General features: G+C 41.7%; 11 protein-coding genes. 6 read left to right on the forward strand and 5 right to left on the reverse strand.

Annotated elements, in window-relative coordinates; genetic code table 11:
- Window positions 1-280: 280 nt before the first annotated feature.
- A complete protein-coding gene (locus BCU94_RS12955; RefSeq protein ID WP_102476604.1) occupies window positions 281-1,885 on the reverse strand; it encodes an FG-GAP-like repeat-containing protein in 1,605 nt (534 codons plus the stop codon).
- A gap of 696 nt (window positions 1,886-2,581) precedes the next feature.
- Here BCU94_RS12955 and BCU94_RS12960 point away from each other — a divergent pair.
- The 6 genes from BCU94_RS12960 to BCU94_RS12985 all read left to right on the forward strand — a co-directional run bounded on the left by BCU94_RS12960 (window position 2,582) and on the right by BCU94_RS12985 (window position 12,680).
- A complete protein-coding gene (locus BCU94_RS12960) occupies window positions 2,582-4,234 on the forward strand; it encodes an L-lactate permease (RefSeq protein WP_102436845.1) in 1,653 nt (550 codons plus the stop codon).
- A gap of 71 nt (window positions 4,235-4,305) precedes the next feature.
- Entirely contained in the window at window positions 4,306-7,116 is a 2,811-nt protein-coding gene (locus tag BCU94_RS12965; RefSeq protein ID WP_102476605.1) for an FAD-binding and (Fe-S)-binding domain-containing protein, read from the forward strand.
- A 184-nt stretch (window positions 7,117-7,300) separates the two neighbouring features.
- The gene (locus BCU94_RS12970) at window positions 7,301-8,047 is read left to right on the forward strand and encodes an HAD-IIA family hydrolase (protein ID WP_102436842.1); all 747 of its coding nucleotides are present in this window, start codon (window positions 7,301-7,303) and stop codon (window positions 8,045-8,047) included.
- Between the two features lie 202 nt (window positions 8,048-8,249).
- Entirely contained in the window at window positions 8,250-9,932 is a 1,683-nt protein-coding gene (locus BCU94_RS12975) for a M28 family metallopeptidase (protein WP_102476606.1), read from the forward strand.
- A 438-nt stretch (window positions 9,933-10,370) separates the two neighbouring features.
- On the forward strand, window positions 10,371-12,035 hold the full coding sequence (asnB, locus tag BCU94_RS12980; RefSeq protein ID WP_102476607.1) for an asparagine synthase B: 1,665 nt from the start codon (window positions 10,371-10,373) through the stop codon (window positions 12,033-12,035).
- 153 nt (window positions 12,036-12,188) lie between these two features.
- Window positions 12,189-12,680 carry a GNAT family N-acetyltransferase gene (locus BCU94_RS12985; RefSeq protein WP_102476608.1) on the forward strand — a complete coding sequence of 164 codons (492 nt, stop codon included), beginning with the start codon at window positions 12,189-12,191 and terminating at the stop codon, window positions 12,678-12,680.
- Between the two features lie 103 nt (window positions 12,681-12,783).
- On the opposite strand, the gene BCU94_RS12990 is transcribed toward BCU94_RS12985, so the two are convergent.
- The 4 genes from BCU94_RS12990 to BCU94_RS13005 all read right to left on the reverse strand — a co-directional run bounded on the left by BCU94_RS12990 (window position 12,784) and on the right by BCU94_RS13005 (window position 14,638).
- Window positions 12,784-12,978 (reverse strand): DUF1289 domain-containing protein, encoded by a 195-nt coding sequence (locus BCU94_RS12990; protein WP_102436834.1) that lies wholly within the window; start codon window positions 12,976-12,978, stop codon window positions 12,784-12,786.
- Window positions 12,978-13,328 carry a VOC family protein gene (locus tag BCU94_RS12995; protein WP_102436832.1) on the reverse strand — a complete coding sequence of 117 codons (351 nt, stop codon included), beginning with the start codon at window positions 13,326-13,328 and terminating at the stop codon, window positions 12,978-12,980. The genes BCU94_RS12990 and BCU94_RS12995 overlap by 1 nt, the downstream gene beginning before the upstream one ends.
- Window positions 13,329-13,415: 87 nt before the next feature.
- Entirely contained in the window at window positions 13,416-14,117 is a 702-nt protein-coding gene (locus BCU94_RS13000) for a DUF445 family protein (protein ID WP_102436830.1), read from the reverse strand.
- An 89-nt stretch (window positions 14,118-14,206) separates the two neighbouring features.
- Complete coding sequence (locus BCU94_RS13005; protein ID WP_102436828.1) at window positions 14,207-14,638, reverse strand: GNAT family N-acetyltransferase; 432 nt, start codon at window positions 14,636-14,638, stop codon at window positions 14,207-14,209.
- Between the last annotated feature and the right edge of the window lie 251 nt (window positions 14,639-14,889).

Here is a 14,889-nt window from a genome sequence, read left to right on the forward strand (position 1 = left end):
AGTACTGAGTATTAGTACTGCGTTTTGTTTTTGTGCAGTAACATGCTCAGGATTGATGACCGTAGTCACTCATATACTATGATGACTCGTCCGGTCGATTTAGCCCTAATCAATAAGGGCAGGATGACTAATTAATAAGGGCAAGATGAACACAAACAGTGTTAATCATGCCCGTAATAAATCATTGCTTTAATTAAGTCATTATTAATTAGACTTTAGCTACTTAAGCCTTATTTATACCTTAGTTTTCCAAACGCTTTCAATAAACAGTTAAAACGCTTCATAGGCATTGGCGGCGATAGGCTTGACTGCCTTCATCGCTGATACTCAATACTGCACTAGCATCTTTGATAATACAGCGACCATCCTCTACTTTGGCCGTTATATTGGTGCCATTATATTCAAAGGCTTTAACGCTACATTGCTCAAAATTTAATGCATCGTTTACGGTTTGACTACCATGATCCCAGTTAGAAAACAGTGTATTACCTTCACTCCAAAAAGTATTTTCAGCTTCAATGCTAAAATCACATGCTTGAAACCTTAAGGCATATATTGCCCCTGTCACACCTGCGCCGCCGCCCATGTTGACAGTAATAGTGCCCTGCTCTCTATTAGTATCAACCAATGACATTGAGCGGCTAAAACGTTCCTCTGAAGCTAAAGATAAATCAAAGCCGCCCTCGGTTTCATTAATGCGGCTATAAGATTTAACGCTTTTATCGGGGTTTAAATACAATACATAGCCCACCCCTGCGCCATATTGATTCGCGCCAGTGATTAAATCGGCCACGCCATCACCATTTAAATCACCAGCTGCCACTAAGGCATGGCCAAAGTGTCCACCAGCAGTGCCATTAGGGTTTGAATCTAAGGGAATGGTTTCATCAAAGCCTGCTAGACCTGGAGCAATTTTCAGTTTATCTACAACTTCATAAGTGTCGCTATCAAGAGACAAAACCCAAATAGCACCCATACCACTGTCTGACTCAAATGCACCGACTGCGAGCTCTTGAGTACCATTATTATCAAGATCCCCAAGCAACGCTGACTCTCGACCGCCAAAACTATCATTGGCAGTTAACCCATCACCAAAGCCACCCTTATTGCTGCCTATGGTGACGATATCATCATCAATAACCTCTGCATTTTCATCAAAAAATAACAGTTGAATGCTGCCACCATCAACACTACTGGGTTGGGCGGCCACTAAATCGATTTTACCGTCTTCATTTATATCCCCAATAGCGCTCAGACCTTGAGCCACAATACCGCCATTTTTAACCATGGATTTGACTGTGCCATCGCGATTAAGGTGCAGAATGTACACAGCCGGTATACTGGCTGCGGGCGCCGATACGGCAATATCGGGAATAGTATCGCCGTTGTAATCACCAATGCCAGCAACGCCATAACCAAAAAAATCGCCCTCATCTAGGCTATCTGAAAACCGGCCTTGCACCATGGAGATTTTTTGATTTGCCTTGACGGTACCGTCTTGATTCATAAATAAAATATACACAGCACCGGCATCCGTTGCGCCGTCATCATCCGAGCGAGCACCGACGACCAAATCATCAATACCATCACCATTAATATCACCGGCATTGTCATGATCGCGGCCAAAACGATCGCCACTGTCCAAATCTGCTAAAAAACCAGACTCACCTTCGGCAATACGAACAACCTCACTTGGGCCAAATGCTACAAAGTCGCCTAAACTGGGTTCAGTGGGAGTGGTCTGCGGCGGTGTGCTGGTTGGTGGATTGACTATCTCGTCTGTGGGTAAGCCAGTACTATCATCTGAACCGCCGCAAGCTTGCAGCGCCAGTGTTATTGTTACGAGAAGTGTGAATAAGTTTGGTCGCGATTTATTGTAATCCATCAGTATTCCCTATTGCTGAAGTTGTTATTGTTAATTTGGATATCTCGAGGCTGTTTAGGTCGCTATCAAAATGTGACCTTGCGCACTTTTATAATGATTTTTTAATCAACACATTGTTTTTAAATCATCATATATGAAAAGCTAGCCAAACTACGTCAAGACAAGTTAAAGAAATGTAAAGCGGGTAGTCGCGATAAAATAAAGGTGTCAGCGGATTTGACCACAAGGCGGATTCTGAAGAGATAAAATAGCTAACGTTAAATAATCACCTTGAATTATACCTCTTTGGGGCTAACTCAAAAATTGAGTTCTTAGATATTGATGACGTCAGTTAGGCAGTAAAAAGAGCCTTGGGGGGCTTATCAAAAGCCATAAAATACTTGAGCAGCAAACAATCACAACAGACAATTTAACTTCTTTAACACAAAATTACAGAATAATCGCATTGTAACCATGCTAAAAAATGAGATCTTCATCACTATAAGTAATACCCGCTACAATTACAGCTCACACTTTGAGCTAGAGTATTAAACAATGTTCATCTAGATGATCTCGATCAAAAAGCAACATCCCTAAATGCAGTCTATTGTAGCCACTTTAGCAAAAGCGAATAATGGGTTTACGCTTTCGTTAACAAAGTCACTTAAACTAGTAAAAATCTAAAATATTATAATATGCACTCCAATAGAGGTACGCATGACCATATTACAACTGCTCGCAAGTCTGACACCAATCATCAGTGTCATGGTGTTTTTAGTTTTATTACGTATGCCCGCATCGAAAGCGATGCCGATATCTATGGTAGCTACCGGCTTAGCTGCTTTATTTATTTGGCAAATGGATACCACTTTAATCGCCGCCTCAGTGGTAGAGGGACTGTTATCCGCACTCACTCCTCTCACCATCATTTTTGGTGCTGTATTTTTACTTAACACCCTTAAATATTCTGGTGCAATGGATACTATCCGCGCTGGTTTTACCAATATTAGTGCTGATGCTCGTGTTCAGGTCATTATTATCTGTTGGTTGTTTGGCTCATTCATTGAAGGCTCAGCTGGTTTTGGTACCCCTGCAGCGATTGGTGCGCCACTATTAGTGTTACTGGGTGTTCCGCCGATTGCATCTGCCGTTGTGGCATTGATCGCTGACTCAACCTCTGTGTCATTTGGTGCTATTGGTTTGCCTGTGCTATTTGGTATCGAGCAAGGATTAACTGAAGGCGGCGTGAACATGGCTGCTGTTCAAATCGCCCAACATGGCGGTAATTTTGCTGACTACGCTCAGTATATTGCAATGCACATGATCACCATTGACTTAATCACTGGTAGTTTATTGCCTTTGGTCATGGTGTGCGTACTAACCGGGTTCTTTGGTAGAAACAAGTCTTTCCTTGAAGGTCTTCAAGTTTGGAAGTTCGCTATTTTTGCCGGCCTAGCATTCACTGTACCCGCTTGGTTAATTAACTATTTTGCAGGTCCTGAATTCCCATCAGTGATTGGTGCATTAGTCGGCATGGCTGTGGTTATTCCTGTAGCTAAAAAAGGTTGGTTACTGCCATCAACACCTTGGCATGATTTTGCTGAATCTGACTTTGATAATGCCGCGGTAACAGAGCAGTCTGCTACCCCTGCTAAATTCAGCCAAATGGCAGCATGGTCTCCTTACCTCATCATGGCTGCGTTATTGGTCTTGTCACGTGTTGTTGAACCATTCAAAGCCTTCTTAAACAGCTTCAATATCAGCTGGACTGGCTTACTCGGTACTGAATTAAAAGCAGGTTTTGCGACCTTCTATGCCCCTGGTATTTTCTTTATCGTGGTATGTTTAATTGGTTTTGTATTATTCAAAATGAATAGCAAATCTATTAAGCAATCATTCACCACATCTTGTTCTTCAATGCTGCCTACGATTATTTCTTTAGGTGCTTCAGTACCTATGGTGAAAATTTTCCTTAACTCAGGTGAAAACAGCGCAAACTTAGCATCAATGCCTGTAGCACTAGCTGACTTACTGGCTAACACTATGGGCGCGGTATGGGCATGGACAGCACCGGTTGTGGGTATCTTCGGTTCGTTCTTATCTGGCTCTGCCACTTTCTCTAATATGATGTTCTCTGGACTACAATATTCTGTTGCAGACAACATTGGAATGAACCATGCGCTAGTTTTAGCACTCCAAGGTATTGGCGCTAACGCAGGTAACATGATGTGTGTCATGAATGTTGTTGCTGCTGCTACTGTTGTTGGCATGGCAGGTCGCGAATCAGAAATCATTCGTAAGACCATGCCTATCGCACTAGTTTATGCCTTTGTTGCTGGTACTATCGCAGTCGCTTGGGGCGGTTTCTAAGATTGAATTAATTGCAAGCAATCATCAGGTTGCTTGCTCTCATTGTAGATAACAAAATATGAGTACAAAATATGACTATTAATTATCAAACAGTCATGGATGAGTTATTGGTTAAGTTAGGCAAAGATGCCGTTAGTAACGACCCTGTACGTCGTTTCGCTTGGTCAACAGATGCAAGTTATTTCAGAATTGTCCCTGAAATTGTTGTTCATGCAGATGACGTCGAGCAAGTTAAAGCCACGCTAGAAATTGCCAATAAACATCAAGTCCCTGTGACTTATCGCGCTGCAGGTACCAGTTTATCAGGCCAAGCCATTGGTGAAGGTATTTTGCTTATCTTAGGTCATGATGGCTTCAGAAAAATTGAAATCACTGAAGACAGCCAAAAAATCACTTTAGGCTCAGCAGTTATCGGCTCTGATGCTAACGCAGCCTTAAAGCCATTAAACAAGAAAATCGGTCCAGATCCAGCAACCTTAACCTCTGCCAAAATTGGCGGTATTGTCGCTAACAATGCCTCGGGTATGTGCTGTGGTACTGCGCAAAACTCTTATCAGACCATTGCATCAGCTAAGTTAATCTTTGCCGATGGTACTGAACTTGATACTGGCTGTGATCAGTCTAAAGCCGCATTTAAAGCAACACATGGTGAGTTACTGCAGTCGTTAATGGACTTAGCAGAAATGACGCAAAATAACCCTACCCTTGCGGCGCGAATTAAGAAAAAGTTCTCTATCAAAAATACCACGGGTTACAGTATCAATGCGTTAATTGACTATAGCGACCCATTTGACATCATTAACCACTTGATTGTGGGCTCAGAAGGCACACTGGCTTTCGTTAATGAAGTGACCTACCACACTGTGGAAGAAGCGAAATTTAAAGCTTCTGCCATGGCAGTATTTTTCAGTATGGAAGATGCCGCTAGCGCCGTACCACCATTAAACATTGATGCAGTAGCAGCAGTAGAATTACTTGACTGGGCATCGATTAAAGCCGTAACTGGTAAACCTGGCATGCCAGAGTGGTTGTCACATTTGCCTGAAGGTTCGGCGATTTTACTTATCGAATGTCGCGCAAATGACTCAGAAACCTTAGCGCAATACACTGAAACAGTAACCGCTAAAATAGCTCATATTAAAACTGAGCGCCCAATTACCTTCAGTGCCGACCCTGCGGTATTTAGTAAATACTGGGCAATGCGCTCGGGGTTATTCCCAATTATTGGCGGCGCGCGCCCAAAAGGTACTTCAGTTATCATTGAAGATGTGGCATTTGAATTACCACACCTTGCACAAGCTGCGGCTGATTTAACCGCACTATTCCATAAGCACGGCTACCCTGAAGGGGTTATTTACGGCCATGCATTGGCAGGTAACTTCCACTTTATTATCACCCCAACTTTTGCCAGCGACGCTGATATCAAGCGCTTCCATGCGTTTATGGAAGATGTGGCTGAAATGGTGATTAATAAGTACGATGGCTCAATGAAAGCTGAGCATGGTACCGGCCGTGCTGTCGCGCCATTTGTAGAAATGGAATGGGGTGCTGATGCTTATACGTTAATGAAACAAATTAAGCATATTTTCGACCCAACCACGTTATTGAACCCAGGTGTGTTATTAAACGATGACGCCGAAGTTCATGTTAAAAATATTAAACCTTGCCCAGTTGTGGATGACTTTGTCGATCGTTGTATTGAGTGTGGTTTTTGTGAAAAAACCTGCCCAACTTCAGCGCTAAACTTTTCCCCTCGTCAACGTATCGCAACCTTGCGTGAAATTGAGCGTTTAGAGCAATCGGGTGAAAAAGAAGCCGCCGAAGCAATGCGCGTCAGCTCAAAGTATGACGTGATTGATACTTGTGCAGCTTGTCAGCTTTGTACTATTGCTTGTCCAGTTGACAACAGCATGGGTAATTTGGTGCGTAAATTGCGTACTCCGCACATTACTACGACAGAGCAAAAAGTACTCGACTTTCAAGCTAATCACTTTGGTTTAGTTAACCAAGCGATCAGTACAGGCTTTGACGCCTTAGGTGTTATTCATAAAATCACTGGTGATGGTGTCACCAACTCAATTATGAATGTCGGCCGTATGATCACTAAAGAAGTGCCATATTGGAATCCTGACTTTCCTAAGGGCGGCAAAGTCGCTAAACCATCGGCTCATATTCCTGGTCAGCAGACGGTATTGTACTTCCCTGCATGTGGCGGTCGTACTTTTGGCCCGACACCAAAAGACCCTAACAAGGTAACGCTGCCAGAAGTAGTTGTGACTTTGCTAGAACGTGCAGGCTACAACGTGATCACCCCAGACAATACTCGTGAGCTGTGTTGTGGCCAATTGTGGGAGTCAAAAGGTGATTTCAAAAATGCGGATGCTAAGCGTGATGAACTGATTGATACCCTGAGTGAGCTAAGCGAAAACGGTAAAGTCCCTGTGCTTGTTGACGCATTGTCTTGTACTTATCGCACTCTAACCGGTAATCCTAAAGTAGCGATTACAGATTTAGTTGAGTTCATGCACGACAATATTTTGCCGAACATTAAACCAAGTATCACCAAGAAATCTAGCGTGACCCTGCACCAAGGTTGTAGTGCCCGCAAGATGAAACTTGAGCCAAAACTTCAAGCCATTGCTGATGCCTGTTCTGAAACAGTGGTATTGCCAGATGGTATTGCTTGTTGTGGTTATGCCGGTGAAAAAGGTCTTTATAAACCAGAAATTAATGCCAGCGCCCTGCGTAATATTAAAAAGCTGATCCCAGCTGAAACCAAAGAAGGTTACTACGCTAACAGAACCTGTGAAGTGGGCTTGACCCAGCACAGTGGCATTTCGTATCGCCATTTAGCATACCTACTGGAAGAATGTACTCGCTAGGCATTTAAGCTAAGCAAGTATAAAAAGCACTGAAGTTGATATTATCAATTCAGTGCTTTTTTTTGTGCCAATTAAAACGACCTCCTCGATTGATTTAGATGATTTATCGCGCAAATTATGTTTGTATGAATGGGCAAAAAACCTTTTATGGATAGCATTAAAGATTAAGACTCGAGGCGAGTGAATGAAAAATATTATCTGCGACATTGATGGCGTTTTACTGCACGACAACAAGCTCATACCAGGAAGTGACAAGTTTATTCATCGGGTACTTGAACAAGGCAACCCACTGGTTATTCTCACCAATTACCCTGTGCAAACCGGAAAAGACTTACAAAATCGCCTTGGCGCTGCAGGCATTAACGTTCCTGAAACCTGTTTTTATACCTCAGCCATGGCCACCGCTGACTTTTTAAAGCATCAACAAGGCAGTAAAGCCTATGTGATTGGTGAAGGCGCCCTCACCCATGAACTTTACAATGCAGGCTTTACCATCACAGATATTAATCCTGATTTTGTAATTGTCGGTGAAACCCGTTCATTTAACTGGGACATGATCCATAAAGCATCAAAATTTATAGCTGCAGGAGCGCGTTTTATTGCCACCAATCCTGATACTCACGGGCCAGCTTATAGTCCTGCATGCGGCGCATTATGCTCACCCATTGAGCGTATCACTGGCAAAATGCCTTTTTATGTGGGCAAACCCAGTTCGTGGATTATTCGCTCAGCACTTAATCACATAAAAGGTCATTCAGATAACACCATCATTATTGGCGATAACATGCGCACGGATATTTTAGCTGGATTTCAAGCGGGACTAGAAACCATCTTGGTTACCAGTGGCGTTAGTCAATTTACCGACATTGATAAAGAGCCATTTAGACCTAACCATGTGTTCAAATGCGCAGGCGATATTGATGTGGTTTAAGCCATTATTTCCTGTTGATTAACATTAGGTAACATAATTTCAAGCCTATGCTCTTGTGTGATGCATAGGCTTGATTCATTATGCGGCTACAATAATCTTTATTGCCTTTATGCCGCTGTAGTTTTGTCTGAAATATCGTCTACAAATATAGCCTGTAAACCTGCAATAACACATAAAAACGATAACAATAGGAATAAGACCTATGAAGAAAATACTCCCCTTATGCGCACTTACCCTTTTAAGCGCCTGCAGCCAACAAAGTACTGATACCAATCAAAGTTTACAAAGTCAGCAATTAGCAGCAGAAACCAGCACCATCAATTTTGATGAAGCGCGTTTTAGACAAGATATTAAAACCTTATCCTCAGATGAATTTGAAGGCCGAGCGCCAACAACTCACGGCGAAAAATTAACCTTAGATTACCTAACAGCAGCTTTTGAAGAAATGGGCTTACAAGGGTCTTATCAAGGCAGTTATCTACAACCAGTGCCCATGGTCAGTTACACCGCCAGTGAGCAACAAGCGGTCAGTTTAGCCGGCATTGAGCTTAAATATCGCAAAGACATCGTCCTAAGCACCCGCCATGATAAAGGCGGAGTCAATATTAGCAATGCCCCATTAGTGTTTGTTGGCTACGGTATTAACGCTCCAGAATACCAATGGAATGATTATGACGGTCTTGATATGACGGGTAAAATTGCCGTTATATTAGTTAATGATCCAGGCTTTGCTAACCCAGAATCGAAAAAGTTTAACGGTAAAGCAATGACCTACTACGGTCGCTGGACATACAAGTACGAAGAAGCCAGCCGCCAAGGCGCCTTAGGCGCTATCATCATTCACGATACTGCACCTGCGGCATATCCATGGTCAGTTGTTGAAAATAGCTGGACAGGTCCACAGCAAGACTTGGTATTCAGTAAAGCGGTACAAGATGAGCGCATTGCGGTTGAAGGTTGGATAACCATGGACAGCGCTACTGCCTTATTCAAAAAATCAGGCTTTGAGCTTGATACTTTAATGGCCAGAGCCGCTAACAGCGCCATAAACATCGATCTTAAGCAAAGCGCAGATATCGCCTTTAGCAGCAAGGCAGAGTATGCCGACAGTTACAATGTTGTGGCCACCTTACCAGGTAGCGATGCCGCAGATGAACATGTGTTATTTACAGCTCACTGGGATCACCTTGGGGTTGACCCAACTAAAGACGGCGACAATATTTACAATGGCGCACTTGATAATGCCACTGGCACCGCGGGTATTATGGAAATTGCCCGCCAGTTTGCCAAACAGGCAAAAGCAGGAAACCCCTTACAACGTTCAGTTACCTTTATTGCCACCACAGGTGAAGAGCAAGGCTTATTAGGTTCACGCTATTATGCCGCGAACCCTATCTATCCTATTGATAAATCGGTGGCGGTATTTAATTTAGACAGCACCAATGTTTATGGTAAAACCCAAGATTACACCATAGTGGGTAAAGGCCAATCTGAACTTGAACGCTATTTAACAGAAATAGCGACATCGCAAAATAGAACGGTCACCCGTGAACGCAATCCTGCATCAGGTGGTTTTTTCCGCTCAGATCATTTCAGTTTTGCAAAACTCGGTGTCCCAGCTGTATTTGCCGGTGGTGGTAGTGTGCCGTTAGATGAGCAAACTGCCCAATACAAACAGCAAATGCAAAAGTTAATGAAAGGCTGCTACCACAACGTCTGTGATCATTACCGTGAAGAGTGGGACTTATCAGGCGCGCTGCAAGATATTAGCGTGTACTACCAAGCGGCAGAAACATTAGCCAACAGCCAAGATTGGCCTGGTTACTATGAAGCTTCTGAGTTTAATCGCCTTCGACCAGCGAAAACTGAGTCAATAACCAACTAGGGCCAAATAAATTTTCGTGAACTTGGCGCTTAATTTGAGCATGCCAATAAAAAGATAAAATCAGCAATGCCGTTTTGTGTTAATCATAAAGCGGCATTTTTGTACAAATAACACCCAAAATAACAATGTTTTTATTGGTTTTTTATTTATTAATTTTGATTCCATAATCATAAAATCTGAGTCTATATCCACACCGTTAAATATAGATACCTCAACAAAAACTCACTATATTTAAACGATCCTCAAAATTGATAGCTTCAAAGTTAGATTTTGCCGCACCAAAAGGCTAATTTAACAAGAATAATTCAACAAAAGAGTTTGTACACTGATAAAAATGCTGTCAAAGTAGATTTCAGATACAGATCCTTAAGTTTGTAATCATCAATTTTAAGTGACCTTTTAAATTAGATTTAACCTGATATTTGCTGGAGCCACATTATGTGTTCAATTTTTTCGATTTTAGATATCCAATCAGACGCTAAAGAATTGCGTCAAGTGGCTTTAGAAATGTCTAAGCTATTGCGTCACCGTGGACCAGACTGGTCTGGTGTCTATGCCGATGATAAAGTCATTCTTGCCCATGAAAGACTTGCCATTGTCGATGTCGATCATGGCGCTCAGCCATTAATCAGTGAAGACGAAACCATTGTGCTGGCGGTTAACGGTGAAATTTATAACCACAAACAACTGAAAGCTGAGTTAGGCGACAAATACCGCTACAAAACCAACTCTGATTGTGAAGTTATCTTGGCCTTATACCAAGAATACGGTGTCGATTTTTTAGATAAATTAAACGGTATTTTTGCGTTTGTGCTTTACGATAAAACTCAAGATGCCTTCTTAATTGGCCGTGATCACATGGGGATTATTCCATTGTATTCAGGCCGCGATAGCTTAGGTAACTACTATATTGCATCAGAAATGAAAGCTCTAATGCCAGTATGTAAAACCGTTGAAGAATTTAAACCAGGCCATTACCATTTCTCAAAAGATGGCGATTTAACCCAGTATTATCACCGTGACTGGTGTGATTATGACGCAGTAAAAGATAACCCAGCCAGCAAAGAAGAATTACGTGATGCGCTAGAAGCCGCTGTAAAACGTCAATTAATGTCTGATGTCCCTTATGGGGTATTGTTATCTGGCGGCCTAGATTCATCGGTAATTTCAGCGATTACTCAAACTTATGCTAAGCATCGTATCGAAAACGACGGTGAAACCGATGCTTGGTGGCCGCAACTGCATTCATTTGCAGTGGGACTTGAAGGCGCACCAGATTTAATCGCTGCCAAAAAAGTTGCTGATTCAATTGGCACTATTCACCATGAAATTCATTTCACCTTCCAGGAAGGTTTAGATGCGATTAAAGAAGTGATTTACCACTTAGAAACTTATGATGTCACCACCATTCGTGCGGCGACACCTATGTATTTAATGGCCCGTAAAATTAAAGCTATGGGTATTAAAATGGTACTGTCAGGCGAAGGGGCTGATGAATTATTTGGTGGTTACTTGTATTTTCATAAAGCGCCAAATGCACAGGCATTCCATGAAGAATTAGTCAGAAAGCTGGATAAATTACATTTATTTGATTGCTTGCGTGCTAACAAAGCCATGGCAGCTTGGGGACTAGAAGCCCGTGTACCATTCTTAGATAAAGAGTTTATGGATGTGGCAATGCGCATTAACCCCGAAGCCAAGATGTCTAAAGATGGCCGCATTGAAAAGAACATTTTACGTGAAGCCTTTGAACACGCTCTTCCCCATGAAGTGGTATGGCGTCAAAAAGAGCAATTTAGTGATGGTGTTGGTTATTCATGGATTGACGGCCTAAAAGATATTGCCGCAGAACAAGTTGATGACTTGCAGCTCGCAAATGCTAAATTTAGATTCCCATACAACACCCCAGAATCTAAAGAAGCTTATTACTACCGCTGTTTCTTTGAAGAGTTCTTCCCCCTAGAAACCGCAGCCGAAACAGTGCCAGGAGGCAAAACGGTAGCCTGCTCAACCCCTGAAGCCTTACTTTGGGATGCAAGCTTACAAGGCATTAACGACCCATCAGGCCGTGCCGTTAAAAATGTGCATGACAGTGCTTATTAAGCATAATCTAGTGTCATAAGTCATTTAACAGCCATCTAAATTATAGGTGGCTGTTTTAGTTACTGTTCACCAATTTTCATTAATGATTCAATTCAAACTTTATTCGTTTCCAGTTAAACTGCAGCTACAACTTCCACCATATAAAAAGCCACTATGACTGCCGTTTCCATTTTTCATCTTGAAATGCTTTGCCTTGAACAATTCAATCCCAAATTAGATGCTAAAGATCTCACCGTCATCAAAGCTGAAAAACAACAATTTGAATTTAATAAATTTTTATATCAGTTTGTGGGGAGTGCTTGGCAATGGACCGACAAGTTGTCTTGGACTGATGAGCAATGGCAAGCTTACAGCGAGGCTGACAACTTGCATCTGTATGTGGCTTATTTTCAAGGCTCACCAGCGGGCTACTTTGAGCTGCAACAACAAGCACAGGGTAACGTTGAAATCATGTATTTTGGTTTAGGCATTCGTTTTATCGGCCAAGGAATGGGCGGTTATTTACTAAGCCAAGCCATTGAGAATGCATGGACACTTTCAGGCACCCAACGCGTCTGGGTTCATACCTGCTCTTTAGATCATCCTAGTGCCTTACTCAATTATCAAGCTCGCGGCTTCAAACTGTTCAAAACTGAGATCGAATAATAACTCTAAACCCATGATGATTTAAAAGCCCCATTATCCAAAAAGCGCTGCTAAACATGTCGTTTAGCAGCGCTTTTTAATCAGCATAAATTTAATCGCTCGATTAATAGGGCTTTCTTTGCTCTGCCCTAATTTTTAAACTATCAACTAAAGCCAATTTTTCAGCATCATTCATAGTATGCCAAGCAAGAATTTCATCATAGCTTCGGTGGCAACCAAGACAAATATCAGCTTCATCTAAGCAGCAATTTGCCATACAAGGATTACGTGGGCCATTCGGGCCACTGGAGGCGATCATTATTCTGACCAAACGGCATATTCATTGCCGTTAACATCGTCAAAATGAAATCGTTTTCCGCCAGGAAAGTTAAATATCGCTTTAACAATACTGCCACCAGCAGCAATAATGTTCCGCTGGCTAGTTTCTAAACATTGGCTGTATAACACGATAAGTGGGCTACCACGGCTCACCTTGAAGTTTTCATCAGCAACATAAAAGCCGCCTTCAATACCTACATCTAAAAAGCAGCTGTATTCAGGGCCGTAATCTTTAAATTGCCAACCAAATGCTTCGGTAAAGAATGCCTTTGTCTTGATCAAGTCTTTAACCGGTAATTCGATATAGTTAATCTTATGATGCTGGGACATTGGCACTCCTTCAATTTAAACTCACTCGCTTAAAAGTAGTGGAGATTAGGACTATTGTCGATTATTAATCGAGCAAAGCAAGAAAACTTACGCTTGTACTAACGCCGCTACAGCACCAATGATACCGCCAAATACGCCGCCCCAAACAACCAGCCAGCCTAAATGTTTACGGATCATTTCTTGAATAATATCTTTAACCATTTCTGGGGTTAATTCATTTAAACGTTGCTCAACAATATTTGCGACTTTCGCTTGTAAGTCCGCCATCACGTTGGGCTGTTCTAACTCGTTTATAAGGATTTGATTAAACGCTTCACTTTGAGCAAGGTCAGTCAGCGATAGCTTCATTTTTTCGATAAAAGGCTCTTTTAACGGTATTAAAGCTTCTGTACCGCCAAACATTGCTAGCATTCCACCAAATGATGATTGCTCTACTGTAGTGATTAACGCATCAAATGATGGCTCTAAATCCACCTTTTCAATAACGGGTGTTAAGTCTATTGCTGAAGCATTATTTTCCGTCAGTAATCTATCAATATTTTCTTGAGTAAAAAACTGCTCCATCATCAGATGCTTAATGCCACCTTTAAACTCTTCAAAGCGAGATGGGATCACACCTGAGCCATATAAGCCTGGTACTTTTTCAAATAACATATGCACTGCCAGCCAGTTTGTCACTGCGCCTGACAAGGCAAATAAACCAATAGTAAAAACCACTGGTAAAGCTAAAAAATGCCCCGCAACAACTAATGCAGCGGCGATGACATTGACTATTAAACTCTTGTTCAATCTAAAATCCTCGGACATAAAAAAACCTTTGGCATTTTATCAATTTCCAAAGGTTATACTAGGGGCTGACTCAATAATAAAATTTATAACTAAGGTTCACTGTGGTAAAGGTACATTCCCTCAACTTCAGTCATATTCGTCAAGCTTGAGCTTAGCTCATTTTTATTGACCTGAGTTCGTTTTACAAAAAGGACCTCTGTGCCTAGTGCTAACGTTTTAGCTTTATCGAGCAGAGCAGTCGCGATCCCCTTGCCTCGAAACTCTTCAGCAACGAACACATCATCAAAATACCAAACCGATTTTAATAATAAAGAAGAATAGGATGGGTATAACTGAACAAAGCCTAATGCTTGTTCATCTTCTAACGCCACGAATATCATCGAATCATTTTCAGCTAAACGGGAGGTAACAAAGTGGCGACATTTTTGCGGTTCAGCATTAAAGCCTAAACTTTGCCTATAATCATCAAATAATGTGACTAGAACATTGAGATCAAGTTCAGAAGCGAGTCTAATTTGCATCCTTGCATCCTTTTTTTAAGAGAATCAAACCATACAGTTGCTACATCTGAGTAAGAAATGACCCTTGGCTATTACACCACGAGATAAAGCATTGATTAATCTATATAGCTAACCAAGACAGGTAATTTGATACCACAGCAGCCCAAAAATCTAAATGAAGAAATTATTCATTAATACATAAGCTTAATTTGTAACCTCGCAATTGTCTATTTAAAAAGCAAATGAAGATAAATTGTAAAAAAGTTTTAAAA

Source organism: Shewanella sp. 10N.286.52.C2 (assembly GCF_002874545.1).
Classification (GTDB): domain Bacteria; phylum Pseudomonadota; class Gammaproteobacteria; order Enterobacterales; family Shewanellaceae; genus Shewanella.

Excerpts from the sequence above, each read along its gene's own strand:
- BCU94_RS12970 (WP_102436842.1), top strand. The coding sequence starts at position 7,301 with ATGAAAAATATTATCTGCGACATTGATGGCGTTTTACTGCACGACAAC.
- BCU94_RS12975 (WP_102476606.1), top strand. The coding sequence starts at position 8,250 with ATGAAGAAAATACTCCCCTTATGCGCACTTACCCTTTTAAGCGCCTGC.
- asnB (WP_102476607.1), top strand. The coding sequence starts at position 10,371 with ATGTGTTCAATTTTTTCGATTTTAGATATCCAATCAGACGCTAAAGAA.
- BCU94_RS13005 (WP_102436828.1), bottom strand. The coding sequence starts at position 14,638 with ATGCAAATTAGACTCGCTTCTGAACTTGATCTCAATGTTCTAGTCACA.
- BCU94_RS12955 (WP_102476604.1), bottom strand. The coding sequence starts at position 1,885 with ATGGATTACAATAAATCGCGACCAAACTTATTCACACTTCTCGTAACA.
- BCU94_RS12995 (WP_102436832.1), bottom strand. The coding sequence starts at position 13,328 with ATGTCCCAGCATCATAAGATTAACTATATCGAATTACCGGTTAAAGAC.
- BCU94_RS12965 (WP_102476605.1), top strand. The coding sequence starts at position 4,306 with ATGACTATTAATTATCAAACAGTCATGGATGAGTTATTGGTTAAGTTA.
- BCU94_RS12985 (WP_102476608.1), top strand. The coding sequence starts at position 12,189 with ATGACTGCCGTTTCCATTTTTCATCTTGAAATGCTTTGCCTTGAACAA.
- BCU94_RS12960 (WP_102436845.1), top strand. The coding sequence starts at position 2,582 with ATGACCATATTACAACTGCTCGCAAGTCTGACACCAATCATCAGTGTC.
- BCU94_RS12990 (WP_102436834.1), bottom strand. The coding sequence starts at position 12,978 with ATGATCGCCTCCAGTGGCCCGAATGGCCCACGTAATCCTTGTATGGCA.